The sequence below is a fragment of the Pseudomonas leptonychotis genome (genome assembly GCF_004920405.1).
Taxonomy (GTDB): domain Bacteria; phylum Pseudomonadota; class Gammaproteobacteria; order Pseudomonadales; family Pseudomonadaceae; genus Aquipseudomonas; species Aquipseudomonas leptonychotis.
The window spans coordinates 115,272-140,611 of sequence record NZ_RFLV01000004.1 but is presented as its reverse complement, the minus strand read 5'-3'; the positions used below and the strand labels follow the sequence as shown (position 1 = coordinate 140,611).

Sequence of the window (25,340 nt, the reverse complement as noted above, 5' to 3'; positions counted from 1 at the left end):
AAGAGTGAGAGGCGGTCATCCATGCCCACCAAAGCAAAAGCAAAAAGCAGCCAACTGACTCGCGGTTTCGAGCCCTATAAAGAAACAAAGGGCGAAGAGTACATGGGCGCACCAATGCGCGCCCACTTCACCGGCATCCTCAACAAATGGAAGCTGGAATTGATGCAGGAAGTTGATCGTACTGTGCACCATATGCAGGACGAAGCAGCCAACTTCCCCGATCCAGCGGACCGTGCCAGCCAGGAAGAAGAATTCAGCCTGGAACTGCGTGCCCGTGATCGTGAGCGTAAGCTGATCAAGAAGATCGACCAGACCATGCAGCTGATCGAAGACAATGATTACGGCTGGTGCGATTCGTGCGGCGTCGAAATCGGCATCCGCCGACTGGAAGCCCGCCCCACCGCCACCCTTTGCATCGATTGCAAGACGCTGGCGGAAATCAAAGAAAAACAGGTCGGTTCCTGATCTGACTCAAGGGGTGCTTCGGCACCCCTTGTTGTTTCTGTCTCTGCGTGTGCGCAATAGAACATGAACACACCTGCCTACATCGGGCGCTTCGCCCCCACCCCCAGCGGTTATCTGCACTTTGGCTCACTGGTCGCCGCCCTTGCGTCGTACCTTGACGCGCGCGCGGTAAACGGCCGCTGGCTGCTGCGCATGGAAGACCTCGACCCGCCGCGAGAAGTTGCCGGCGCTCAAGCCGCGATTCTCAGGACCCTAGAGTGCTACGGTTTGGAGTGGGATGGCGAGCTGGTGCGGCAAAGCACGCGTCATGGCGAATATGCCGCGCTAGTCGAACGCCTGCTCAGCCAGGGCCTGGCCTATGCCTGCACCTGTTCGCGCAAACAACTGGCCGGCAGCCAAGGCATCTACCCCGGCACCTGCCGCAATGCCGGCCATGGTTTTGCCGATGCCGCGATTCGTTTGCGCGTACCGGAGCTGAACTACCACTTTGTCGACCGCGTGCAGGGCGATTACCGTCAGCACCTTGGCCGCGAAGGCGGTGACTTTGTGATTCGCCGCCGCGATGGCCTGTATGCCTACCAACTGGCGGTGGTGCTTGATGATGCGTGGCAGGGCGTGACGGATGTAGTACGCGGGGCTGATCTGCTCGACTCCACCCCGCGCCAGCTGTATTTGCAGGAACTGCTCGGTTTGCCGCAGCCGCGCTACTTACATGTTCCCCTGATTACCCAGCCAGACGGCCACAAGCTCGGCAAATCCTACCGTTCGCCACCGCTGCCAGCCGACCAGGCGACTGTGCTGCTGATGCGCGCCCTGCGAGCGCTTGGCCAATCATTGCCGGAGGGCGCCGATTACGGCACGCCGAGCGAACTCCTGCACTGGGCCAGCCAGCATTGGGATGCATCGCGCATTGCGCGCAGCCTGACGCTGGCCGAAGCGCAGCTGCTCTAGCACTACTAATCCTTGGCAACCCCTTCAGCCAATAACTCCGCCAGCTCAGCACAACCATCCTGCACCGCCGCCTCGGCCTGCGCACACAGGGCGCGGTAGCGCCGTAGTACTTGCTCACCGGTTTCGGTCAACTGGGTACCGCCGCCGTGTTTGCCACCGGCCAAGGTGCTGACCAGCGGCTGCTTGAAACTGCGATTCATGGTTTCTACCAACAGCCAGGCCCGCCGATAGGACATACCCAAGGCGCGAGCCGCCGCGCTGATCGAGCCATGCTGAGCAATCGCCGCCAACAGCTCAGCCTTACCTGGGCCCATGGCAATGTCTGCGCCGTTATGTAGGCGAAGTTTCAGATCGAGACGATACATAAGGTGGCCGCAGCGAGGATTCGCTGGGCAGACTAACGCCTGATTGGCTCAGGCGAAAGCGCTGCTAAGCCTGCAGTGCAGCGGGCTTAGCACGATGGATTGGCCGGCAGGGGTCAGATACGCCCCATCAACAACAGCACTATCAGCACAATCACCACTACGCCCAAACCGCCCGTAGGGCCGTAACCCCAGCTTCTGCTGTGCGGCCAGGCAGGTATGGCGCCGACCAGCAACAAAATCAGCACAATCAATAGAATGGTACCCAGGCTCATGACGTTCTCCTTGATGAGTCACTGCAGCGCGCCGCAACAGCAGGTGCCGAGATGGCACCCGAACGCTCCATCATCCTGTATGCCGCAGGAACCGCTGTCTGTGCGCTATTGAACAAAACGGATCAACCCTTCTCCACCGCCAATGCGCTATCAACAAGCTGCTGCGCCTCACTAAAGATGCGCTGCAAATGCGCTTCATCGCGGAAGCTTTCAGCGTAGATCTTGTAGATATCTTCGGTGCCTGACGGCCGCGCCGCGAACCAGCCGCCCTCACTGATCACCTTGATCCCACCGATCGCCGCGCCATTACCCGGCGCCTTGTCGAGCACCTGGGTAATCGCGTCACCCGCCAGTTCATCGCGACTGATCTGCGCTGGCGTGAGTTTGCCCAGGGCTTTTTTCTGCGCAGTGCTGGCCGGCGCATCGACGCGATCGGCGTAAATAGCGCCGAACTCATCACTCAGGCCTTGATACAGCTCACCAGGGTCGCGCCCGCTAACAGCGGTCATTTCTGCGGCCAATAGCGCGAGGGCTATACCGTCTTTGTCCGTGGTCCAGACCCGGCCATCACGGCGCAAAAAGGTCGCCCCGGCACTTTCTTCGCCGCCAAAGCCCAGCGAGCCATCAAACAAGCCACCGGCGAACCACTTGAAGCCTACGGGTACTTCCTGCAACGGCCGGCCCAGACGTGTAGCGATGCGGTCGATCATCGCGCTGCTGACCAGCGTTTTGCCCACCGCCGCGCTGGCGCTCCACTGCGGGCGATGCTGAAACAGGTAATCGATGGCCACACTGAGAAAGTGGTTGGCCGGCAACAGACCCACGCTGGGCGCGACGATGCCGTGCCGGTCGTAGTCGGTGTCGCAAGCAAAGGCGACGTCATAACCGCTCTTAAGGCCGATTAAGCGCTGCATGGCATGGCTGGAAGATGGGTCCATACGGATCTGCCCATCCCAATCCAAACTCATAAAGGCAAACTGTGGATCAATAGTCTGACTGACGACGTCCAGATTTATGCCGTACAGCTCGGCAATCCGCCCCCAGTAATGCACACCGGCTCCACCCAATGGATCAACACCCAGGCGCAGGCCTGCAGCACGAATTGGGGCGAAATCGATAACATTGCCCAGATCGTTCACGTACGCGCTGAGGTAATCGTATTCCTGCACATTGGCCGCCTGCCGCGCCTGCGCCAGGGGCATGCGCTTGACCTCACGCAAGCCGCCTTCGAGCAGAGTATTGGCGCGGTTTTGCACCCAGGTGGTGATGTCGCTGTCCGCCGGGCCGCCATTGGTCGGGTTGTATTTGAAGCCGCCGCTGTCCGGCGGGTTGTGCGAGGGAGTAATCACGATGCCATCGGCAAGCCCCGAACTGCGGCCCTGGTTGTGCACCAAGATGGCCTGGCTGATCGCCGGCGTCGGGGTGAACTCACCACCAGCAGAAATCATCGTCTGCACGCCATTGGCCGCCAGCACTTCAATCGCGCTTTCCAGCGCCGGCTGCGACAGCGCGTGAGTATCAGCGCCGATAAACAGCGGGCCGTTGATGCCCTGCGCAGCGCGGTAATCACAGATGGCCTGGCTGATCGCCAACACATGGGCCTGATTGAAGCTGCACGTCAAAGAGCTGCCGCGGTGCCCGGACGTGCCAAAAGCCACACGCTGGCTGGCAACAGCGACGTCGGGGTGCAGATCAAAATAGGCGGCTAATAAGCACGAAATGTCGGTCAACATGGCAGCCGGTGCTGGCTGACCGGCCAAAGCATGGATACGCGAACTCACAAAAAACTCCCGGTTATTAGCGAGAAAGCGTCCAGCTTAACAGGCAGCGTGCAGCAAACGCAGCGCTTTGCCGTAGGATTGCGGCTATCCTAGCCAGCCCTTTTTTGCCACAGGAACGCCAGAATGAAAGCCCAGCTCGAAGAATTGATCAGTAAAATAAGCTCGGGCTGCATGCTGGCGGAAGAAGTCGCGCGCATCGCCGAAGAGGCCGCCCAGGCCTACTCCGACCCGCAGGCATTTCTCGCTGCCAACCCGGATATCAATTTCGACGACAGCTTCCCGATTCCACTGGGTGAGTGGATGGTGATCGGCAGCCTGCCGGAAACCGTGCTGTTCCAAGCTGATAGTTATGATGCGCTGTTTCAGCAGGTGGTCGAATCATTCGGACCAGAGGTGAGCTTTGTGCTCAAAGCCAAGCAGCTGGCCAAGGTCGAGCCGCTGAAAGCGCTTAATCGCATCCAGGTACAGCTCGCAAGCCTCTCGCCGGAAACCCAGGGCTATGTGCTGCTGAACTTCAGTGAACCGCTGGATGACGAACTGCAAGCCGTGCTGGTGTACAGCAGCGACCTGCCTCGGGTGATGGCGCTGGCAGTGGAAGTCGGTATCTACGCCGCGCCGGCCTATGAAGCCTTGAAAGCGGCACAAAACGAGGAATAATCACGGGGCCAGCGCGAGGGCTCAGTGCTGCTGGCGGTGTACCTCGGCGAGTTTCGCAGCCAGCTCATCCAATTCCGCACTTTGCCCGCGCGGCAACCGACGCAGCACCGCCTGACTCAGGCGCAGCTGTTTGATAAAGCGTCGGCAATTGACACACATGGCCAAATGCATGCGTACCGACAAGCGTCGCCGCAACTTCATCTGGCCATCGATGTACTCACTGGAGTGAGCCACCAGCTCCTTGCAGCTCAACATTGGCCGGTCTCCTCAAAATGCTCCAAGGTGGCAAATACCTTGAGACGCGCGCGGTGCAGCAGCACGCGAACATTGGAGAGAGAAACCTGTAAAAGATTACAGATCTCGTCCAACTCCAGCCCTTCACGTTCGCGCAGGTGTAAAACGCTGCCCTGCAATTCGGACAGACTGGCCAAGGTACGCTCCAAGCACTCGCGCAATTCCTCTTCGGTCAGCAGCGCCTCCGGAGAATCGTGATGCCAGGCATGCGGCGCCAGCAGCCAATGGCCATCACCATGGAAACGCTCATCGCCGACAGTACCGTGGGGAGACGGAATATCGTCGAGCAGCACTTCACGACGGTTGCCCTTGAGGCGAGTTTTTGCGGTATTGGCGGTGATCGTCAGCAGCCAGGTTTTCAGGCTGGAGCGCCCCTGAAAACCGTCCAAGTTGCGCACCACAGCTAACCAGGCGTCCTGCACCACCTCATCGGCATTACGGCTGCCGACAATCGCAAACGCCACCGCGCGCATCGCCCCCTGATAGGTGGCAACCAACTCACGGTAGGCCTTCTGCTCGCTCACGCGTAGACGGGCAAGCAATATCTGATCAGCTGGGTAGTCCATTAATGCTTACGCAGGATCACGCTACCGATGGAGTAACCCGCACCGAACGAGCTGAGCACACCGAGAGCACCGCTTGGCAGGTCTTCCTGATGCTTGTGCAGGGCGATGACGGAGCCGGCCGAACTGGTGTTGGCGTAGGTATCGAGAATCACCGGTGCTTCACCTGGCTCGGCATCGCGGCCGAGCAGCTTGCGCGCGATCAGCAGGTTCATATTGAGGTTGGCCTGGTGCAGCCAGAAACGCTTCACATCACCGACGTTGAGCTGGTTTTCTGCCAGGTGCGCAGCAATCAGCTCGGCAACCATCGGGCAGACGTCCTTGAAGACTTTGCGGCCTTCCTGCACGAATAACTTGTCACGGGCGCCGACGCCTTCTTCCGCACAGCGGTTGAGGAAGCCGAAGTTGTTGCGGATGTTATTGCTGAACTGCGTGATCAGCTTGGTGCCGACGATATCGAACTGGTAGTTCGAAGTGGCCTGGTCGGCACGCTCAATGATCACGGCTGTGGCCGCATCGCCGAAGATGAAATGGCTGTCGCGGTCGCGAAAATTGAGGTGGCCGGTGCAAATTTCCGGGTTAACCATCAGGATCGCACGGGCCTGGCCCAGCTGAACGCTATTGGCCGCCGCTTGAATACCAAAGGTGGCGGAAGAACACGCCACGTTCATGTCGTAGCCAAAACCCTGAATGCCCAGCGCGGCCTGCACCTCAATCGCCACGGCCGGATAGCCGCGCTGCAGATTGGAACAGGCGACGATTACGCCATCAATATCGGCAGCTGTCTTACCGGCGCGCGCGAGGGCGTCCTTAGCGGCACCCACAGCCATTTCACAGAGGATGCCCCAGTCGTCATTACTGCGCTCGGGGATGCTTGGGGTCATGCGCTGCGGATCAAGAATACCGGCCTTGTCCATGACAAAACGGCTCTTGATGCCAGACGCCTTTTCGATAAAACCGCTGCTCGACTCACTCAGCGCTTCGACTTCACCACTGGCGATGGCGGCCGCGTTGTCGGCATTGAATTGCTGCACATAGGCGTTGAATGACTCGACCAACTCATCGTTGGAAATACTGTTTGCCGGGGTATAGAGGCCGGTACCGCTGATCACGACGTTATGCACAGTCATTCCTCTTGTTCTTCGCCGCAGGCAGCGGTCATTAATTCAATATGTCCAGGGCGGGCCCTGGGCAAAAATCCGGGCGGGCAGGCTCAGCTCATTTGCCGCGCTGAAACGACCTGCAATTAGCCGCAGAGTTTGCCACAGCCAGAGGCGCTTCGCCCGCTCAGCACGTCAGGCCACAAGCAACAAGCTGACGGCTATTGAGGCAAAGATGCGCACAACACGCGCCAAGACACATCCAGCACAGCGCAACACTTGCGTGCCGTGCGCTCTAAAACGGCATCACCCATCCGGGCGATAGCCGACTGTCGGACAATCCTAGATTCTCGCCGCTCCTCTAATAACAAAAAAGGTTTCCGTCATGCGCAAGCTGCTTTTATTGCTGGTGCTGAGTTTTGCCTCGCTGACCCAGGCGGCGGTCGGCGTGTTCCCCGACAGCACCTTCCAGAACCTCGACCATGGCCTGTACTGGTTTGGTTATGGCGACAGCTGGCAAAAGGCAATTCCGGGCCAGACCAATGCCTATTACGTGGCCAGCAAACCGACGCTGATTTATATCCACGGCTGGCAAAATGGCTCATCGCTGGCTAAAAACCGCGAAACCTTCAACCGCAAAGATGCTGGCGGCCCGGACCTTGACTTGGCGAACGCCTGGCTCGCGGCGGGTTACAACGTTGGCGTGATGTACTGGAACCAATTTGCCGATGAAGGTGAGGTGAAAGACGCCGAAGCCAAGATTTGGACTGCCGCAGGTCCACGTGCCATGCGCTGGCGCAACAGCAGCGGCGTTTACAGCAACGGTCCTAGCCAGTCAGTCGGCGACCTGTTTTTCAACAGCTATAAAGATAACTTGGCCGGCTATACCGGTAGCAATATTCGTATCGCCGGTCACTCCCTGGGTAACCAACTGGCTATCCTTCTGACCAAAAAAATCAGCGATGCGGTAACCGCCGGCACCCTAAACAGCAAGCTGCTGCCCAAGCGCGTGGCCCTGCTCGACCCGTTCTACTCCAACTACGCCAAAAGCTATTTGGGCAACAAGTGGGTGGGTGAGGTCTCGCGTAACTACGTCAGCGAGCTAAAGACCAAAGGCGTAACCTTTGAGGCCTACCGCACCTCGTCCGTGACCAGCACCGTTTTTGTGGGTGACAGCAACACGGGCCTGATGAACATGACAGCTTTCAGCGAACTCAAGCCGTGGTACTTCAATTCGGCCCAGCAGGTCGAGAAACACAATGCCGCCGTTTGGCACTACCTGTGGTCGTTCAGCAGTAACCCGCCCCTGATTACCGGCACCAGCAATCAGGCTGCCTCGGCGAAAACCAGCGACAGCCGCATCACCACCCTGATGAATGGCACCAAGAAACTGGTGCACGACCAGGGCGCCTACACCAAGGAACCGTCCGACGATAACTTCAAGGAAGCTAATCGCTGATAGCGCAGGTCCTGCCTTGTCGGCAGGACCTCCTCACTCTCGCTAGCCGGCGCGGTTCAGCGCGCCACTTGACTATCCAGTCAGCGCATGAAAAAACAGAGGCACGCAGGCACAGCCCTGCACTCTCCTGCTTCTGGAATCCTGCATTATGGCCCTGCATACCTGGCTGATCTTTCTTACGGCAGTATTTGGCCTGGCGTTGACCCCAGGGCCCAATGGCCTGCTCGCGCTCAGCCATGGTGCCTTGTACGGCCATCGCAAAACCCTGTTTACCGTCAGCGGCGGAGTACTCGGCTTTACCCTACTGATGGCCTTGTCGATGCTGGGCATCGGCACCTTGCTGCAAGCCTCGGCGCAGGCCCTGACCATCCTCAAATGGCTCGGTGGCGCTTACCTAATCTGGCTAGGCATTCAACTCTGGCGCGCGCCACCGCTGCATCTGGCCATGGCCGAGAAAGCCGACGCCCGCAGCAGCCTAAAATTGTTTCGCCAGGGTTTACTCTCGGCGCTCTCCAACCCCAAGGTGATCCTGTTTTTCGGCGCGTTTCTGCCGCAGTTTCTCGACCCGCGCGGTGACCTCTGGCTGCAATTCGCGATCATGGCGCTGACCTTTGCCGTGGTCGAAGGCAGCGTCGAATACCTGCTGGCACGTATGGCCCATCGCGTTCGGCCCTGGTTACAGCGCAGCGGTAAAGGCTTCAACCGCTGCTGTGGCGGCCTGTTTGCGTTGATGGGCGCAGCCCTGCCGATGACCCGCTGAACCGCCTACACCGCAAAGGATCTGCCCTGGTGCCCAAACTGTTACCTGCCCTGCTATTGCTTGCCCTGAGCTGTGCGTCACCCGCCAGCGAACGGGCACTGCGCTTCTCGATCAACGACAGCTGGGCCATGCCCATAGTGCGCATCGAGAACGGCAAGGCAGTGGAAGGTATTCTGGTCGACCTGCAACAGCGCATGGCCGCCAAGGTTGGGCGCACCGCCGAGTTGGTGGTCATGCCACGCCGACGAGTACATCACGCGCTGGATAGCGGCTACATCGATGTGCGCTGCTACGTCAGCCCGAACTGGGTCAACAGCGGCCACCATCGCTATATCTGGAGCCTGCCTTTTATGACCCAGCACGATGTACTGGTAGGCGTTAATCCCGAAAAACTGGAGCCCGAACAGCTGCTGAATCAGCGCCTGGGCACCGTGCTTGGCTTCACCTATCCACGCCTGGACCCGCTGTTTGCCAGCGGGCAGATCCAGCGTGAAGACGCCCGCACCCAGGATCAAGTGCTGCTCAAACTCAGCGCCCAACGCTACCGTTACGCCATCAGTAACGAACTCTCACTGCAGTGGTTCAACCGCCACCAAGCGCCTGGACAGAAACTGCACATCATCAGCGAGGTAGCCGCCGACCCCGTCGCCTGTATTATCCGCGACGCCCCGGATGTGCCGACCATGGCGCTACTGCGCGCCATGATGCAGATGAAACAGGCTGGCGAATTTGACCAAATGCTGGCTCGTTACCGCTAAGGCGACAACGTCGAGGGATCAATACTCAAACCGCTTGCGCAACCTTGAGCACCAGCCGAATGCCGCGCAGACCCCGTTCTTGCTCACGCTGCAAGGAATAGCTGGCCAGGTCAGCCATGGCCCGACGGTGCGCATAAGCCAGGCTATCAATCAGCGTGGCGCTGTTGCGCAGGAACTCGACCGGTTCACCGGCCTGAGCATTCAGCCGTGGGCAGCGCAGGCGTAGATATCCGCCCAGCGTGGTGCCATCGAGCAGGGTCTGTGGAATCTGATCCGCCGCTTTGAGCAAACGTAGGGCCAGATCCTGATAGCGCGACAAGGCATCCTGGCTCAAACGCTCAGTCAGGCTGTCGGGAGTCTGCTGATGCCAATCTAGAAAGCGCTCTGCCAGCTCACGGGCCTCCAGCAGACGCGCGTAATCGACATATAGCTTGCTTAGCTGCAGCGCCAATCGGGCAGTGTCACGCAAAGCGGTCGACGCCCCAGCCAGACTCAGCTCCAGGCGCCGCCGGTACAGCGATGCAGCCTGTAATAGTTGCAGCTGCGCCGGGGTCTTACCGCCGTCAATCTGCTGATACAACGGCAGGTGCTTGCTGGCATCAAACGCCTCGTTATCACTGAGCCGCGAATTCACCCCATTGCGCTGCAACTCGCCACACCAGGCCAGCGCCACGCGCTGGTCTTCCTGGGTTTCAGCCTGAGTCCAGGCCTGAGTAATTTCCGGAGACAGACGCCGCAACTCGTCAATCACAGCCTGCCAACCCAGCGTGGCATGGGCCGCCTGAACGGGCTGATGCAGTGCCAGCCAGGGCAGACTGCGCCATTGCCGGCCCGTCCACTCCCAGAGCTGATCCAGCGCCTCTTCACGCTGGGCGCTGATCTGGAAGATCTGCTGGCTGTCCTGTAGCTGCTGCTCGTCATACTCCAGGCCCAGCTCGGCGTAGTAAGCCTCGGTGACACTCTGACAATGCTGGGAGAAGTGCTCGAACAGAACTGCCGCTGGGCGGGCGTCATGCAAATAGCCGGGCGCCTGCAGAGCTTCACTGTGCTGGATACGCGCCAGATCGGCAGGATGCGTGTGCCAGTAGCGGGTACTGCCCTCGTCGAGGCTTTGCTCCATTTGCTGCAGAGTGGCCTGGCTCATGCTGGAGGTCTTCTCGGCTGTGGCCTGCGGCATATCGCGCAGCAAACGTCGCTCGCGCCAGGTACGAGAATTTTGCTGATCCACCTCACGCCAGGCCCAGGACAGCGAACGCAGCTGCAAGGCACTGCCACGAAACGCCGCACTCCCGGCCAGCAAACTCTCGTAGCGGTCAGCGTCAAACTCCATCTGCCGCGACAGCGAGCGGGACAAGCGAAAGCTCAACCAGAAACAGCCACGCATTAACAATCGCGACAGCTCGATACCTTGCTGCGCCACCCAGACTGCCAGCTGCAGAATCCACCAAGGATCATCCTCCAGCCACTCCTGCAGCCGATCATCCCAAGGATCACGGTCGTAACTGCGCACATCCAACCAAGCATTGACCGAGTTGACCAGGAAGTTACAGCGCATGCCCAGACGCTGAGCAAAGTGACCAAACTCATGGCCCAGTACGCCGACAAACTGCTGCACGCTCATGCCGGCCACCAGCGGCATACCGATGGTCAACACCTTGCGACCCGAGAAAAACCCACTCCAGCCGTTCTCGAAATGCACGCTGGCATTCACCTCATTGGACAGCTGCACCGCCACCGGCGGGCGCAGGCCGATTGCCTGACATAACTGGCTGATCACCAACTGCAGACGCGGCTCGCAAGCCAGATCCAGCTCCAGCGGTTCATCACCCCGCCGATTGGGCAAAAAAAACGGTCGCGCCATAAACAGCAGCAGAATGCCGCCACTGATAGCCGGCACACCGTAGATGCAGAGCAGCAGCCAAATATTGCGTAAGCCGCCGAGGTACTCGTGGATATGCATCAGGTACCAGGCCAAACCCACACCTAGGCCGATCACCAAGCCCGCATAAAGCGTCGGCACCAGCAGGCAGCAGAGCGTGACCAGAAACAGCTGCAAGGCATACGCCGGGCTGGGACGCGCGCGCTTTAGCCCCTTTTGAGCCAGCTCCTGCAAAACCGTCAGAGGGTCGACCGCCGCAGGCGCGGCAACTTCCTCGACCGAGACGGCCAGGCCGGCCTGTTGCAGCCGACTGCACCAGCGCTGGGCGCCCGGCTGGTCCAAACCACTTTTGACCACCCGGCGAGCCGGCGGCAACAAAGCTTGCACCTGAGCCTCGGAGAATTTCAGCTGCGTCTGTAGATGCTGAGCAATCTGCTCAGGCGTATACCCGGGCAATGCCCGGCCACTCAGCACAACACGGAACGACACGGCGATCCCTCGCAACAGTTTGAAATTGGCGGGCAGCTTAACAAAGAGTGCGGCGCTCGCAGCATGTAATGGGTAGCTCAAGTGACCGGTAGCGGGCCTGCCTCTGACACGGTTGCGACCTTATCAAGCCCTTTCACCTGCTGGCCATCCCAAACGTGCAAGGGCCTTGAGCCGCCGGCCAGCAGCCAACCACTGCGCCCCCCCACCAAAGTGCTGACCGCATGCGCTCGCCCCAGTGGATTGTGCCGCGCCAGCAGCAGAACGCTGTCGCGCAGCCAGGCCAGGCTGCGGCTGTGGGACTGGAACAGAGGGGTAAGCAGGCGGCAGGCCTGGCGGTAGTAGCGCAAGTGGTCACGCCGGCTGCTGGCATATGCGGCGAACACCGCCTGCCAGTCGCAATCAGTTGGCGTTCTTTGTGTGGCAACCGCAGCGGATAAAGCCGCCGCATCCACCAGCGCCATATTGGCGCCCTGCCCCAACTGCGGGCTCATGGCGTGGGCACAATCGCCAATGGCGATCACCCGGTTATCGTGCCAGCGCTGCATGCGTACATCGGCATACACCGCCTGGCTGAGTTGCTCGGGGTGTTCGATCAGTTCAACAAAGGGTTCGGCAGCGCTGCCGGCCAGCTGCAGCACCTGGGCTTTCCAGGCAGCCAAGCCGGCTTCACGCCAGGCGCCAAACTGCGCCACCGGCAGGCTCCAGAACAGGCTGCTCAGCGCCTGCTCACGGTTTAGGTGAGTACGCCCGGTGGGCATGATGCCGAACATCTGCGCGCAGTCCCGGTACCACTGGCGAAGATCCGTCGAATCGGGTGCATTTGCAGACGAAGCCGGGGTCGGCACAATGCTCCACAGCGCACCCCAGGGGTAAAGCTGCAGCCACTGCTTGACCTGCATCTGCCCGCGCAAAGCCGAACGCACGCCATCGGCCAATACCAGCGCGGCGAACTCGCCAAATGGCTGCTCCACGCCCTGCTCGTCTTGGTGATACAGCTGCACATGGCTGCCGTGTTGGCTGAAACGGCTGATATGCACGCCGGTTTCAACCTGCACCCCAGCTTGCCGCGCAGCAGTGAGCAAAGCCGTGAGCAATACGCTGCGGTGAATACCCATACCGAAACTGTCGGGTTGCCAATGCGCGTAACGGGTATCGAGAATCACCCGGCCATTGCATGAAGTGCCGTACAAGCGGCTAACCGCAGCACCCAGGCCGCTGCACTCGGCAAACAGTCCCAGTTGCTGCAACACCGCCAGCCCCGAAGGTTGCAACAACACCCCGGCACCTACCGGCTGCAACGCGGGCACCCGCTCCAGCAACCGCACGCGAAAACCTTGGCGAGCGAGGAACAACGCCGTAGCCAACCCCGCCGTACCGGCCCCGACAATGGCAATCGGCAATCCCTTCACAATCCATCTCCACTAATTAATCGGGCGGATTCTACCCTTACCCTATGCCCATGCAGGCGATATGGCAGCAGATTGCAGCGGGTATGCGCGCGAGTGCACATCCACAAAAAAGAGAGGTGGGACGAATCGAGGAAAGAGGCTACTGGTACGCCGACACCTGAGAGGCAGATGCCGGTGCACCCGCGTGTTACGGCGTAACCGGCAGAATGTCGAAGCCTTTGCGGTTATCGCTGACGATGCGAAATTGCTGCTGCGAACCCGGCTCAACCTTCACCGCCAACTCACGGCGCAGGCGGCCCATGCCGCATAGGGTGTCGTCCATCTCATCAATACCAATGCTCAACACCCGCGTGCCGACGGGCACCTGAAACTGCACCTGCTCACTCACGCCAATGCGCGCGGCCACTTTGCGGTCAACCAATACAGCCACATAACAGCCACCGCCCATACCGCCAACATCGCGGTTGACCTGCAACTGCCCGCCTTGCGCCAACGGCTCTTGGTAGCCGAGCAAACGATCAGCGGGCACTGGTTTGATGTCCTCCGCAGCGGGTTTCCAGGACGAACAGCCGGCCAACAGCAGGAGCGGTAAAACGGCACAAATCAATCGCATGGGAGCCCTCCATGGGCGCAGGGGAAAACAAAGGGGATGCCACAAACGGCTTGAGTATCGACCCAGCCGCAGTTGGCCTCAAGTACAGATACGCCTGCCTTCAAATCAGTCAGCTATGCGCTTAAGCAGACGCGCCTGTAGCGCCGTCAGTTGCTCGGGCTCAGCCTTGCCGCCAGCGTGCACGCTGAGCGCCTCGCCGGCGTAGCGCGGCACGATATGCACATGAATATGAAACACCGTCTGCCCGGCCGGCGCGCCATTGAACTGCGCCACCTGCACCCCGGCAGGCTCAAGCTCGTCGATGATCACGCCCGTGAGTTTCTGCACTACGGCCATCACCTTGCTCAGGCTGTCGGCATCGACGTCCAGAATATTGCGCGCTGCCGAACGTTTGGGGATCACCAGCGTGTGGCCCAAAGACTGTGGAAATACATCGAGGAAGGCCAGCACATCCTCATCCTCGTAGAGCTTGTAGCAAGGGGCTTCGCCACGGATGATCTGGGCAAAGATATTCTGGCTGTCGTATTCGCCGTGCAGGCTCATCGGGGTTCTCCAGTGCGCGGGGGTTGAGATGGCCCCAACCATACCGATTTATGCGCGCGGGGAAAAATCTGCGACCTGACCAAATGATCAATCACCGCTATCCTGCGCCTTTCGCCAGCTTATCCGGAGCGCCCATGTCAGCCCTTGCCGCCTACCCGATCACGCACAAATGGCCCGCCCAGCACCCCGAGCGCCTGCAGCTGTATTCGCTGCCCACGCCCAACGGCGTCAAGGCGTCGATCATGCTTGAAGAAATCGGCCTGGCCTATGAGCCGCACCTGGTCAGCTTCGACAGCAACGACCAACTCAGCGATGAGTTTCTCTCGCTCAACCCCAACAACAAGATCCCGGCCATCCTCGACCCCAACGGTCCAGACGGTCAGCCGCTGGCACTGTTCGAGTCCGGGGCGATTCTGCTCTACCTGGCGGAAAAGACCGGCCAGCTATTGGCCCAGGATGCCGCCACCCGCTACGAAACCATCCAGTGGTTGATGTGGCAGATGGGCGGCATCGGCCCGATGTTCGGCCAGCTTGGTTTTTTCCACAAATTCGCCGGCAAGGACTACCCGGATAAACGTCCACGCGACCGTTACGTGGCCGAATCCCAGCGCTTGCTCGGCGTACTCGACCAGCGCCTGCAAGGCCGCGACTGGATCATGGGCGAGCACTACAGCATCGCCGACATCGCCGTGTTCCCCTGGGTGAGAAACCTGATCGGCTTCTACGAAGCCGCCGAGCTGGTGGAGTTTGAACGCTTTAGCAATGTGCAGCGTGCACTGCAGGCTTTTGTCGCTCGCCCTGCTGTGATCAAAGGCCTGGCCACGCCGGCACGCGGCTAAAATAGACACCAGCAAGCCATTCCACGCGTATACAACAACGCTACGAGAACCAATATGAACAGCCATCTTCAACAGCCAGCGGTGACAGCATGATCGAGGTAACTGAGGTTTCCATTGCCGAACTGCGCGCCGCGCTCGAAGCCGGCCAGACCACGGCGGTCGAACTGGTGCAGGCCTACCTCGCCCGTATCGACGCCTATAACGGTTCCGACACACCGACTCAGCTCAACGCGCTGGTGGTACGCAACCCCGATGCACTCAAGGAGGCCGAAGCCTCCGATGCACGTCGCGCCCGTGGCGAGACCCTAGGCCCGCTGGATGGCATTCCCTACACCGCCAAGGACAGCTATCTGGTCAAGGGGCTTACCGCCGCGTCCGGCAGCCCGGCGTTCAAAAACCTCGTCGCCCATCGCGACGCCTTCACCATCGAACGCCTGCGCGGCGCCGGGGCCATCTGCCTGGGCAAAACCAATATGCCGCCCATGGCCAACGGCGGCATGCAGCGCGGCGTCTATGGGCGGGCAGAAAGCCCGTATAACGCCAATTACCTCACCGCACCCTTCGCTTCAGGTTCGTCCAACGGCGCCGGCACCGCCACAGCGGCCAGCTTTGCCGCCTTTGGCCTGGCCGAGGAAACCTGGTCCAGCGGGCGCGGCCCGGCCTCGAACAACGGCCTGTGCGCCTACACACCGTCGCGTGGGGTGATCTCGGTGCGCGGCAACTGGCCGCTGACGCCGACCATGGACGTCGTCGTGCCCTATGCCCGCACCATGGCCGACCTGCTCGCCGTGCTGGATGTCATAGTCGCGGATGATGCCGATACACGCGGCGACTTGTGGCGCCTGCAGCCCTGGGTGCCAATTCCCGCGGCGTCCTTGGTACGCCCAGTTTCTTATGCCGATCTCGCCGCCAGCGCCGCAGCACTGGCCGGCAAACGCTTCGGCGTACCGCGCATGTTTATCAACAAGGATGAACACGCGGGCAGCAGTGAAGCACCAGGCATCGGCGGCCCAACCGGCCAACGCATTCACACCCGCGCCACGGTGATCGCCCTCTGGGAACAAGCGCGCAAGGCGCTGCAAGCAGCCGGTGCCGAAGTCATCGAAGTCGATTTCCCACTGGTGTCCAATTGCGAAGGCGACCGCCCCGGAGCGCCGACCGTGTACAACCGCGGCATCGTCACCCCGGAGTTTCTCCATGACGAGCTGTGGGAGCTCAGCGGCTGGGCCTTCGACGACTTCCTCCAGGCCAACGGCGACCCCAAACTCAACCGCCTGGCCGACGTCGACGGCCCGCAGATTTTCCCCCACGATCCTGGCACCTTGCCCAACCGCGAAGGCGACCTGGCCGCCGGCATGGATGAATACGTCAACATGGCCAAGCGCGGCCTGAAGAACTGGGACGAAATTGAAACCTTGCCCGACGGCCTGCGTGGCCTGGAACACACCCGCAAGCTGGACCTGGAAGACTGGATGGATAACCTCGGCCTCGATGCCGTGCTGTTCCCCACCGTCGCCGACGTTGGCCCGGCAGATGCCGATGTAAACCCGCAGTCCGCAGACATCGCCTGGAGCAACGGTGTGTGGGTGGCCAACGGCAACCTCGCCATCCGCCACCTCGGCGTGCCCACCGTCACCGTACCGATGGGCGTGATGGCCGATATCGGCATGCCAGTAGGCCTGACCTTCGCCGGCCGCGCCTACGACGACTCGGCGCTGCTGCGCTTTGCCGCCGCGTTTGAATCCACCGGCTCGAAGCGCCTGGTGCCGCCACGCACGCCGCCGCTCCCGCGGGGCTAACGCAAAACGGGATTGGTGCGCCAGGCGTCAATCCCGTTTAGTCGTGCAGGTCACTTGCCGTTACAACCCCAACTGCGACAGCCCCGGATGGTCATCCGGGCGACGCCCCAATGGCCAGCGGAATTTGCGCTCGGACTCCTGAATGGGCAAGTCATTGATGCAGGCAAATCGATGCGCCATCAGCCCGTTCTCGACGAACTCCCAGTTCTCATTGCCGTAGGAACGGAACCAGTTTCCCGAGTCGTCGTGCCATTCGTAGGCATAACGCACGGAGATGCGGTTATCGGTAAACGCCCACAGCTCCTTGATCAACCGATACTCCAGTTCCTTGTGCCATTTACGTTCTAAAAACGCCTGCGCCTCGGCACGGCTGGTGACGAACTCCGCGCGGTTGCGCCATTGGGTATCCGGGGTATAGGCCAAGGCCACTTTGGCCGCATCGCGGCTGTTCCAGCCATCTTCGGCGAGGCGGACTTTTAACAGCGCTGACTCCTGGGTAAAGGGTGGAACCGGTTGGCGAATTTCAGCAGTGGACATGGTGGTTGCTCCTATTTGATGAAGAATTGTCGTGAAGGAAAACCGCCCCGCTGTTGCAGAGTGTCAGCGCCTTTCGATTGAGCAGGTGGACGCTCATTTATAGCGCCCGCCAGCCGCTCAAAAGGCGATGCCACCAGCCAGGCACCAAGAGTTCCGTGGTGCGCGCCGGGTACTCAGCACCGAGTAGCAATTGTGGAAGCAGATAATTTGCCTCCCATTCCCCAAGCGATTCGTGCAGCTGTGACGGTGTGGACGATTGGTAGCCGTCACTTGTGGCTTCGGGGCTCCAGGCTGCAAATGCGTCACTTTTCGAGCGGGTGAATTGTTCTCTGTTCATGTCGCGGCACCTCGCTAGAGATCAAGTACCAGGGGTTGGATAACGCCGTCCTGCTGCGCCGGTATGGCGCAGCAGATCAGCACGTTGCCACTCTCCGGCAGTTGTGCCGGAGGATTGGGGTAGTGCACGTTGCCGCTGACCAGGCGCGCTTTGCAGGTGCCGCAAGAGCCGCCACGGCAGCTGAAGTCGGGGTTCAGACCACGGCTTTCGGCCAGTTCCAGCAGGCTGCCACTGCCCGGCGCCCAGCGCGCCTCCTTCGCCGACGAGGCGAAATAGACCGGCACCGGTGCGCTGGCAGCGGGTAACTGGACCGCTGCGGCAAGCGGTTCGACCGTCAGGCGTTGCAGTGTCGAGGGGCCGAATGCCTCGGCGTGGATGCGCTCATCAACAATGTTCAGCGCCCGCAGCCCGTCGTACATGGCCTGCAAAAAACCGGCTGGGCCGCACAGGTAAAAGTCGTAGTCATCCAGCGGCAGCCGCGCTTTAACCTGGGCAAAGTCGAGACGGCCGCTTATCTCAAAGTCACGGCTAGCAACCGATTCAGTGCCTGGGCTGCTTAATGCACGATGGATATGCAGGTGCTCGGCATTACGTTGCTGCAGCGCCTTGAGTTCGGCCTGGAAAGGCAAGTCCTCCAGGCTTCTTGCACTGTGGAACAGATGCACATGGCGTTGCCGCTTGAGCTGATGGTTTTGCGCGGCCAGCTCCCGGAGCATCGAGAGCAAGGGCGTGATGCCAACCCCGGCAGCGATCAACACCACGGGGCGCTCGGTTTCCTCGATCAGGGTGAAGCTGCCCATGGGTGGGCGAGCCTCCAGCACATCCCCCACCTGCACATGGTTATGCAGGTGATGCGAGGCCGGGCCCTGAGCCTTGACGCTGATGCGGATATGCCCGTCGGACGGCGCGCTGGAAACGCTGTAGGTACGAATCAGCGGCGCCTCAGCGCCACTTGGCACTATGCGTACCGGCACGTGCTGCCCTGGGGTAAAAGCAACCGCAACCTTATTCAGCGGCTGGATAACGAACGAGCGGATGTCCTTACTCTCCTGCTGTACCTGCATCACGCGCCACTGTTGCCATTGCCGACGTTGCTCGCTTTGCCGCCGCTTCTCGTCCGCGTCTGCCCAAGTGCCGGTGGCCAGACTGGTCGGCGCGTAATCGTGAAATTCCCAGCGCAGCGATGTCGCAGCCGGGCGCAATACCACCTGTTCAACCTCGAAGGTCCACAGGCGCTCGGCGCTTTCACATGCTTGGATCATTGGGCTATCGAGAATCAGCTCGGTGCGGCCGGTGAGTTGCAACATGTCGCCGCTGGCAAAATCGACAAACAGCAAGCCGGCGACAGGATTGGCCTGCAGGTTGCCCAAGGTATTGAAGAACAGGTTGCCGGCGTAGTCGGGAATGGTCAGCCGGTTGCCTTCGACTTTGACAAAGCCGGCGCGACCGCCGCGATGCGATACATCCACCGAGCGGCTGTGCGCGTCATGGTCGAAGTAGCTGGCGATAAAGAAGGTGTCGGCCGCACGGATCAGCTCGGTGGTGCGGGTATTCAGTGCTGTGAAATCCTCGCGCACGGCGCGGTTCTTCAGTGGCTCCGATGTGCGGGTATAAGTGCGTGCCTGGATGTACTTGGGGCAGTTGCCGTAGGAGTGCTCGACCGCAACGGCCAGGCCATCGGCAGAAACCTGCTGGATCACCCCGTTGATGCGATTGCGCCGGCGTGTATGCAGCTCGATGCCGAGCAGGCCAATGGCGTGGCCGGGTTGCAGCCCGCTGGCGGCCGGGTCCTGCGCGTCGGGTTGAACAGCCAGTAACAACTGCTGCGGATCGACTGAGGTCACGAAGCCTTCTGGCCCCTCAAGCAGAGTGGCCCAGGGCCGCTGCTCTGCATCGACCGCGCCGACCAGCATAAACGGTAATTGCTGATAGAACTCGCGGTGCTGGTCGGGCATGTGATCGCGGATGACCTTCTGCCCAATCACCTCCATACGTTCGGAAACGCTATAGATTTCTTGAAGCGTTTTCTCCCCTGCATGCCAGGGCGAGCGGCGGTGTTTGGGCAGATGGTCCATGGAACGCGCTCCTCAAGAGCGGCTGCCGGGTACCCGGCAGCCTGTGGCGGACTCAGGCGGCTTGCAGGCCTGCTGCAGTAGGTTGCATGGGCACAAAACCTGGCAGGGCTTGGACCCTTTCCAGCCAAGCGCGCACATTCGGGTAGGCCTGCAGCGAGACATTGCCTTCCGGCGCATGGGCGATATAGGTGTAGTTGGCAACATCGGCGATGGTGGCGGCAGCGCCCGCCAGAAAAGGTGTGCTGGCCAGTTCGCCGTCCATTACGTTGAGCAAAGCATGGGAACGCGCGATCACCTCCTCGGCATTCAATGGCGCACCGAACACCGTGATCAGCCGAGCAGATGCCGGGCCAAAGGCGAGCTGGCCAGCCGCCACCGACAGCCAGCGCTGAATACGCGCAGCGGCTAGGGGATCTTCAGCCAGCCAGCTACCGTTGCCATACTTCTTCGCCAGATAGACGAGGATGGCGTTGGAGTCGCTGAGGATAATGCCACTGTCATCGATAACGGGCACTTGCCCAAAGGCGTTGATGGCGAGGAATTCAGGTTTTTTGTGCGCACCATTGGCCAGGTCGACAAACACCAACTCGGTGGGCAGTTTTAACAGTGACAGCAACAACTCGACGCGATGGGCGTGGCCGGAAAGTGGGTGACGATAGAGTTTGATAGCTGGCTGGGACATGGTGCGGCTCCGTATGGGGGTCAGGGAAGTCAGCGCGGCGTCAAACCAAGTCGACGACTCTTGCGCTGGTGGGTCCATGCTGCGCCCGCTTGCGGTTAAGCAGAATCACCATGCAAAGCAATGCATAATTTCGTTTTCTAAAAGAATGCGGCTGCCACACGGGCATGGCTGCCGCGCCTTGTCAGCCAAGAAATGCGGGGTGAGCGCGCAGCTTTGGCGTGGCGAAGTCGATAAAGGTACGTACCCGCGCCTCGGCCCGGCGTCCGTCACGGTAGATCAACTGCGCGGGCAGGTCCTGGCTGACAAAATCGCTCAATACCGGCTCAAGCAAACCGCTCTGCAGTTCATGGTGCGCCTCATAGCTCATGCAGCGAATCAGGCCCAAGCCCAGGGTCGCGGCATGGATGGCCGCACGTTGGGTGGTGCAGGTCAGCACTGGCGCAGGTTTAACCACGCGCGTGGCGCGCTCGCAGCGAAAGCGCCATTCACTTTGTTGGCCGGCTGCCGTGGTCAACACGCTGCGGTGCCCTTTGAGATCGTCTGGCGTCTGCGGGCGACCCCACTTGGCCAGGTAAGCGGGAGCACCGCAGACAATTGGCCGCACCCTGCCCACCGGCATGGCGAACCCGGAAGAGTTCGGCAAATGGCCCACCACCAAGGCGATATCAATGCCTTCTTCAAGCAGTTTGGGCACGCCTTCGCTGGCCTGGGTGACCAGCTGCACCTCGGGGAAAGCTGCCAGATAGTCGAGGGCGATTGGCATAAACACCTGCTGATCCATCAGCAGCGGTAATGCGACGGTCAACTGCCCGGCAGGGCATGCATGCAAGCCGGCGGCGGAGCGCTCGGCAACCGCAGTTTGCTCAAGAATCTGCCGACAACTCACAGCAAACTGCTCACCCGCCGGGCTCAGCTCGACGCCGCGCGGCCCGCGCAGCAACAGGGGGTTATTAAGGCGTGCTTCCAGTGCGCCAATGCTGCGCATGATGGTCGCAGGCGACAGATCAAGCTGACGCGCGGCCGCTGCCAGGCTGCCGGCTTGCACCACGGCTTCGAACACCTGCATCTGCCGATAGCGACTCATGCGCTAGGCGCTCCCGACCTTTTGCAGCGCTGGATCTTGCAGAAACCGGCCGGCACAAAAGTCGACAAAAGTACGCACCTTGGCGGGTACCCGTCCGCCGCCTTGATAGAGCACATGCACCGGCAGTGCCGCTGCCTCAAAGGTATCGAGGATGATTTCCAACTCGCCCTTCGCGACCAGTTCGGCCACCTGGTATGACAGCACCCGCGTAAGCCCCCAACCCAGGCGCGCGGCATTGATTGCCGCCTGATTGGAGCTCACCATCAGGCGCGGCTTGGGGTGCAGCGTGAGGGAGCTGGTGCCCAGGTTGAACTGCCAGTCGGTGAGCAGACTGCTGGCAGAGGACATCACGATGGGCGCGGCCATGACCGCCTTAGGCTCTTGCGGTCGGCCAAAGCGCTCAAGAAAGGCCGGTGCGGCGCAAATAACTGGGCGAATGTGCCCCACCTTGATGGCCTGCAGGCCAGTTTCCGGCAACTGACCGATGCGGATCGCGACATCCACGCCCTCCTCCACCATATTCACCAGGCGATCCACCAACAACGCATTGATCGTCACCTGTGGATGCGCCGACAGGTACTCGGTAATCAGCGGAATCAGGTACAGCTCGCCAAACATAACCGGCGCCGTCACAGTCAGGTTACCCCGTGCCCGAATGCTGCTGCCGGTGGCCAGCTCTTCGGCTTCTTCCAGCTCCAGGAGGATGCGCTTGCAGTCCTCCACATAGCGCCGACCTGCCTCGGTCAGGCGCAGGCTGCGCGTGCTGCGCGCCAACAACAGCGTCCCCAGGCGCTTCTCCAAGCCGGCAATCACCCGGGTCACACTGGGCGGCGACATACCCATCAGCTTGGCGCCGCCAGCAAAGCTTTGCGCCTCAGCAACGGCCAGCAGTACCGTCATCTCCTGAAACCTATCCACACTCACCGCCTAGCTTCGAGACTTAACGTAGAAAGTTACTTAACCAATGGTTTCAACAACTACAACCCCACCGATTGCACGCAGCTTAGTCCTGAGCCTGTACGCAGAGCGCGTCAACGACAGCATGAATCACCTCAGATTCCATAGACGCAGCTGACTGGCAACAGTTAGCAAAAGCGGCCTCAATCAACCCCGTTCAATCACAGGCGCATGCTCGTCCATCAACACCATCACCCAGTCGATAAATACCCGCAGTTTGGCACTAACATGTCGGCTTGGCGGGAAGGCTAGATACATAGGCATTGGTGCCATTTTCCAGTCCTCGAACAACGGCTGTAACTCGCCTGCAGTCAGATGCGGCTTGGCCATGTATTGGGGGAGCCAGAGCATACCCAGGCCGGCGAGGCCGGCGGCGAGGTAGGCGTTGCCATCATCGACTGTCAGCAGTGGGCGGCCCTGAGCCTCGATACGTTCCTCGCCCCGTTGCATCACGTAGGGTAGAGCCTTGCCTGTGCGTGACCAGAGAAAACCCACCGTACTGTGGCTATCCTCTTCCAGCTCACGTGGGTGTATTGGGGTACCAGAACGCTGTAGATAGCTCGGCGCCGCGTAGACCCCAAGCTGCAGATCGCCCACATGTCGCGCCACCAGGGACTGATCAGTGATCTCGCCACCACGTACCACGCAGTCGACGTTCTCGCCAATGATGTCAACGATGCGATCACTCACGCCCATGGTCAGCTGGATCTCCGGGTAGCGTGCATAGAACGCTGGCAAAGCCGGGATCAGCAGCATGCGCGCAAGCGGGCTGGGCACATCCACCCGCAGCCGCCCGCGCGGTGCCATCGACGCACTGGATAGGCTGGTTTCGGCATCGTCCATATCGGCCAGCAAGCGTTTGACACGTTCGTAGTAGGCCGCACCATCGGCGGTGACGTTAACCTTGCGCGTGGTGCGGTTAAGCAGTCGCACACGCAATCGCGCCTCCAGTTGCTGGACGAGTTGCGTCACGCTGGTCTTGCTCATGTGCAAGGTAGCTGCCGCCTTGGTGAAACTGCCGGTTTCCACCACTCGGGCAAAGGCCTGCATCGCATCGAAACGGTCCATTTCACGTCTCATTCAGGTCTAGATTGTTTGGATTCTACAAACAGTCATGGCTAGAGTTGCTGGTTTATCGGTACCGACCGTCTTTTTATAGTGACTCCATCGTAAACAAAGGGCCGCAATGGCCCCGATGGAGGCATGCAATGACCAGTAAACGTGATGTGGTATTCCCACCTAACCGCCATGCACTGTACGAACTGCATCGCTACTCGCCAGCGATTCGCTCTAACGGCTTTCTGTTCGTATCCGGTCAAGTTGGCAGCCGCAAGGATGGTTCGCCCGAGCCGGACCTAGGCACGCAGGTACGCCTTACCTTCGCCAACCTCAATGCGATCCTGGCCGAAGCGGGCTGCAGTTTCGATGATGTGGTCGACACGACCATCTTTATGGTCGACCCCAACTCGAAATTCGAAACCATCTGGGAAGTAGCGGCCGAATACTGGGGCGAAGCACCTTACCCAACAGTGACCGCTCTCGGCGTAACCTGGCTGTCTGGCTTCGACTTCGAGATCAAAGTGATTGCCAAACTGCCGGAGTAGCGCACGGCCAAGCCCCTCCTGCGAGGTAGGCCGCGATTTGTTAAATCGTGGTCTGCGCCACATTAGCGACTGATCTGCCTAGCACTGTAATGAGGCGTCGTAACAGGCGCCGGCAGATAAGGGCATAGCTTTTCAAGCCGTTACTGGCTTAGATCCTGTGCTGGCAAGAAATAGGGCCTGATGCGGTTTAGGGTTAATTCAGCACGCGCCGACAAGGGCCATTCTGCGCGGTGCAGCAGCCACAGGGTATCGATCAACGGAGTCGCCCCGGCAACCACCTGAATGGACTCCGGTCGAGCAAACGCTAGGCGCGCATAACGCGGCAATACGCTAAACCCCAAGCCACGTGAAACGGGCTCAAGGATCAGACCAATCTGATTGATAAAACCTCGACTGGGTAAGTTACGCACGCCCGGGCTACCGGGAAACTGCCGACTGAGCAAGCGCCCGGCCATGGCCTGACCATCCGGATGGTCGATAAAGCCCAGCCGTTCAAGGTCGCTCCAGCCTTTAACCTGCTCACCGGCCGGCACCACCAGCTCCAGCGGTTCCTCAGCGAAACGACTCACGGCCAGACGCGGATCGTCAGGCTTAAGCGTCACCAAACCCAACTCGAAACGGTTTTCCAAAACGCCATTGAGCACCTCGTGATCCGGTGCAAAACGGTGGCGGATGCTCAACCCTGGATGGGCCTGCTGAACCTCCAGCAAAAGCGGATACAACGCCAGGCCAATGCTGCCCGGGCTGATCAAGCCAACCTCGCCCTGCTCAGCATCAGACTCGGACAAGCGTTGCTGCAAACGCTGATCAGCGGCGCCCACTTCCTCGCAATAAGCCAACAAGGCGTGGCCCGCAGGCGTCAGCTCAAGTTGCCGTGGCCGACGAATCAACAGCGGCCCCAAACGCTCCTCAAGCCGCTGCACATGCTGGCTGACGGCGGCTTGAGTCAAGTCCAACTGCTCGGCAGTGCGAGTGAAGTTACCCTGTTCAACAAGGGTGGCGAAGGTGCGCAGCCATTGTGGGTTTAGCATAACGATCTCTTATCAAAACCATAACCTGATGATTATT

27 protein-coding genes are annotated in these 25,340 nt (G+C 60.4%); 9 read left to right on the top strand and 18 right to left on the bottom strand.

Translation table 11 applies throughout. The features are described from left to right. The first annotated feature begins 21 nt into the window (after window positions 1-21). Together dksA and gluQRS are read left to right on the top strand one after the other, a co-directional pair. Window positions 22-465, top strand: a complete 444-nt coding sequence (gene dksA, locus D8779_RS17395; RefSeq protein ID WP_136665734.1) for an RNA polymerase-binding protein DksA — start codon at window positions 22-24, stop codon at window positions 463-465. A gap of 63 nt (window positions 466-528) precedes the next feature. Next, window positions 529-1,416 (top strand): tRNA glutamyl-Q(34) synthetase GluQRS, encoded by an 888-nt coding sequence (gene gluQRS, locus D8779_RS17390; protein ID WP_136665733.1) that lies wholly within the window; start codon window positions 529-531, stop codon window positions 1,414-1,416. A gap of 5 nt (window positions 1,417-1,421) precedes the next feature. On the opposite strand, the gene D8779_RS17385 is transcribed toward gluQRS, so the two are convergent. The 3 genes from D8779_RS17385 to pgm all read right to left on the bottom strand — a co-directional run bounded on the left by D8779_RS17385 (window position 1,422) and on the right by pgm (window position 3,834). Further along, window positions 1,422-1,781 (bottom strand): winged helix-turn-helix domain-containing protein, encoded by a 360-nt coding sequence (locus tag D8779_RS17385; protein WP_136665732.1) that lies wholly within the window; start codon window positions 1,779-1,781, stop codon window positions 1,422-1,424. 113 nt (window positions 1,782-1,894) lie between these two features. Further along, window positions 1,895-2,053, bottom strand: a complete 159-nt coding sequence (locus D8779_RS17380; RefSeq protein WP_136665731.1) for a DUF3309 family protein — start codon at window positions 2,051-2,053, stop codon at window positions 1,895-1,897. Window positions 2,054-2,175: 122 nt separating this feature from the next. Continuing rightward, entirely contained in the window at window positions 2,176-3,834 is a 1,659-nt protein-coding gene (pgm, locus tag D8779_RS17375; RefSeq protein ID WP_136665730.1) for a phosphoglucomutase (alpha-D-glucose-1,6-bisphosphate-dependent), read from the bottom strand. A 123-nt stretch (window positions 3,835-3,957) separates the two neighbouring features. Here pgm and D8779_RS17370 point away from each other — a divergent pair, with 123 nt between their 5' ends. After that, window positions 3,958-4,491, top strand: coding sequence for a hypothetical protein (locus D8779_RS17370; RefSeq protein ID WP_136665729.1), 534 nt, complete (start codon window positions 3,958-3,960; stop codon window positions 4,489-4,491). 21 nt (window positions 4,492-4,512) lie between these two features. On the opposite strand, the gene D8779_RS17365 is transcribed toward D8779_RS17370, so the two are convergent. Genes D8779_RS17365 through D8779_RS17355 form a run of 3 tightly spaced genes read right to left on the bottom strand, consistent with a single transcriptional unit; the run spans window position 4,513 to window position 6,472 of the window. Continuing rightward, window positions 4,513-4,746, bottom strand: a complete 234-nt coding sequence (locus D8779_RS17365) for an anti-sigma factor family protein (protein ID WP_136665728.1) — start codon at window positions 4,744-4,746, stop codon at window positions 4,513-4,515. Further along, entirely contained in the window at window positions 4,740-5,351 is a 612-nt protein-coding gene (locus D8779_RS17360; protein ID WP_136665727.1) for an RNA polymerase sigma factor, read from the bottom strand. Before D8779_RS17360 ends, D8779_RS17365 begins: the two co-directional genes overlap by 7 nt. Further along, window positions 5,351-6,472: a beta-ketoacyl-ACP synthase III gene (locus D8779_RS17355; RefSeq protein ID WP_136665869.1), complete on the bottom strand. Its 1,122-nt coding sequence runs from the start codon at window positions 6,470-6,472 to the stop codon at window positions 5,351-5,353. The genes D8779_RS17360 and D8779_RS17355 overlap by 1 nt, the downstream gene beginning before the upstream one ends. 361 nt (window positions 6,473-6,833) lie before the next feature. Here D8779_RS17355 and D8779_RS17350 point away from each other — a divergent pair, with 361 nt between their 5' ends. The 3 genes from D8779_RS17350 to D8779_RS17340 all read left to right on the top strand — a co-directional run bounded on the left by D8779_RS17350 (window position 6,834) and on the right by D8779_RS17340 (window position 9,425). Further along, window positions 6,834-7,907 (top strand): alpha/beta hydrolase family protein, encoded by a 1,074-nt coding sequence (locus tag D8779_RS17350; protein ID WP_136665726.1) that lies wholly within the window; start codon window positions 6,834-6,836, stop codon window positions 7,905-7,907. Between the two features lie 148 nt (window positions 7,908-8,055). Next, window positions 8,056-8,667, top strand: coding sequence for a LysE family translocator (locus D8779_RS17345; protein WP_136665725.1), 612 nt, complete (start codon window positions 8,056-8,058; stop codon window positions 8,665-8,667). A 29-nt stretch (window positions 8,668-8,696) separates the two neighbouring features. Beyond that, window positions 8,697-9,425, top strand: coding sequence for a substrate-binding periplasmic protein (locus D8779_RS17340; protein WP_240789756.1), 729 nt, complete (start codon window positions 8,697-8,699; stop codon window positions 9,423-9,425). Between the two features lie 25 nt (window positions 9,426-9,450). On the opposite strand, the gene D8779_RS17335 is transcribed toward D8779_RS17340, so the two are convergent. From D8779_RS17335 to D8779_RS17320, 4 genes are all read right to left on the bottom strand, one after another. After that, window positions 9,451-11,793: a M48 family metallopeptidase gene (locus D8779_RS17335; RefSeq protein WP_136665723.1), complete on the bottom strand. Its 2,343-nt coding sequence runs from the start codon at window positions 11,791-11,793 to the stop codon at window positions 9,451-9,453. Between the two features lie 77 nt (window positions 11,794-11,870). Beyond that, window positions 11,871-13,202, bottom strand: coding sequence for an FAD-dependent oxidoreductase (locus D8779_RS17330; protein ID WP_136665722.1), 1,332 nt, complete (start codon window positions 13,200-13,202; stop codon window positions 11,871-11,873). A 187-nt stretch (window positions 13,203-13,389) separates the two neighbouring features. After that, window positions 13,390-13,815, bottom strand: coding sequence for a 3-isopropylmalate dehydratase (locus D8779_RS17325; protein WP_136665721.1), 426 nt, complete (start codon window positions 13,813-13,815; stop codon window positions 13,390-13,392). A gap of 105 nt (window positions 13,816-13,920) precedes the next feature. Continuing rightward, a complete protein-coding gene (locus D8779_RS17320) occupies window positions 13,921-14,358 on the bottom strand; it encodes an HIT family protein (RefSeq protein WP_136665720.1) in 438 nt (145 codons plus the stop codon). A 134-nt stretch (window positions 14,359-14,492) separates the two neighbouring features. Between D8779_RS17320 and D8779_RS17315 the strand changes: the two genes are divergently transcribed. Both D8779_RS17315 and D8779_RS17310 read left to right on the top strand, forming a co-directional pair. Continuing rightward, entirely contained in the window at window positions 14,493-15,197 is a 705-nt protein-coding gene (locus D8779_RS17315; RefSeq protein ID WP_136665719.1) for a glutathione S-transferase N-terminal domain-containing protein, read from the top strand. 89 nt (window positions 15,198-15,286) lie between these two features. Beyond that, on the top strand, window positions 15,287-16,996 hold the full coding sequence (locus D8779_RS17310) for an amidase (protein ID WP_136665718.1): 1,710 nt from the start codon (window positions 15,287-15,289) through the stop codon (window positions 16,994-16,996). 60 nt (window positions 16,997-17,056) lie between these two features. Here D8779_RS17310 and D8779_RS17305 read toward each other — a convergent pair whose 3' ends face one another. From D8779_RS17305 to D8779_RS17275, 7 genes are all read right to left on the bottom strand, one after another. Continuing rightward, the gene (locus tag D8779_RS17305) at window positions 17,057-17,533 is read right to left on the bottom strand and encodes a nuclear transport factor 2 family protein (protein WP_136665717.1); all 477 of its coding nucleotides are present in this window, start codon (window positions 17,531-17,533) and stop codon (window positions 17,057-17,059) included. A 97-nt stretch (window positions 17,534-17,630) separates the two neighbouring features. Further along, complete coding sequence (locus tag D8779_RS17300; protein ID WP_136665716.1) at window positions 17,631-17,870, bottom strand: hypothetical protein; 240 nt, start codon at window positions 17,868-17,870, stop codon at window positions 17,631-17,633. A 14-nt stretch (window positions 17,871-17,884) separates the two neighbouring features. Beyond that, window positions 17,885-19,945, bottom strand: coding sequence for a pyridoxamine 5'-phosphate oxidase family protein (locus D8779_RS17295; RefSeq protein ID WP_136665715.1), 2,061 nt, complete (start codon window positions 19,943-19,945; stop codon window positions 17,885-17,887). 52 nt (window positions 19,946-19,997) lie between these two features. After that, on the bottom strand, window positions 19,998-20,627 hold the full coding sequence (locus tag D8779_RS17290) for a glutathione S-transferase (protein WP_136665714.1): 630 nt from the start codon (window positions 20,625-20,627) through the stop codon (window positions 19,998-20,000). 181 nt (window positions 20,628-20,808) lie between these two features. Beyond that, window positions 20,809-21,711 (bottom strand): LysR family transcriptional regulator, encoded by a 903-nt coding sequence (locus D8779_RS17285; protein WP_136665713.1) that lies wholly within the window; start codon window positions 21,709-21,711, stop codon window positions 20,809-20,811. Between the two features lie 3 nt (window positions 21,712-21,714). Then, window positions 21,715-22,611 (bottom strand): LysR family transcriptional regulator, encoded by an 897-nt coding sequence (locus tag D8779_RS17280; RefSeq protein WP_205895838.1) that lies wholly within the window; start codon window positions 22,609-22,611, stop codon window positions 21,715-21,717. 204 nt (window positions 22,612-22,815) lie between these two features. Continuing rightward, complete coding sequence (locus D8779_RS17275; RefSeq protein WP_136665711.1) at window positions 22,816-23,736, bottom strand: LysR family transcriptional regulator; 921 nt, start codon at window positions 23,734-23,736, stop codon at window positions 22,816-22,818. 140 nt (window positions 23,737-23,876) lie between these two features. Here D8779_RS17275 and D8779_RS17270 point away from each other — a divergent pair, with 140 nt between their 5' ends. Beyond that, window positions 23,877-24,272: a RidA family protein gene (locus tag D8779_RS17270; protein WP_136665710.1), complete on the top strand. Its 396-nt coding sequence runs from the start codon at window positions 23,877-23,879 to the stop codon at window positions 24,270-24,272. A gap of 140 nt (window positions 24,273-24,412) precedes the next feature. On the opposite strand, the gene D8779_RS17265 is transcribed toward D8779_RS17270, so the two are convergent. Then, on the bottom strand, window positions 24,413-25,303 hold the full coding sequence (locus tag D8779_RS17265; protein ID WP_136665709.1) for a LysR family transcriptional regulator: 891 nt from the start codon (window positions 25,301-25,303) through the stop codon (window positions 24,413-24,415). Window positions 25,304-25,340: the final 37 nt, after the last annotated feature.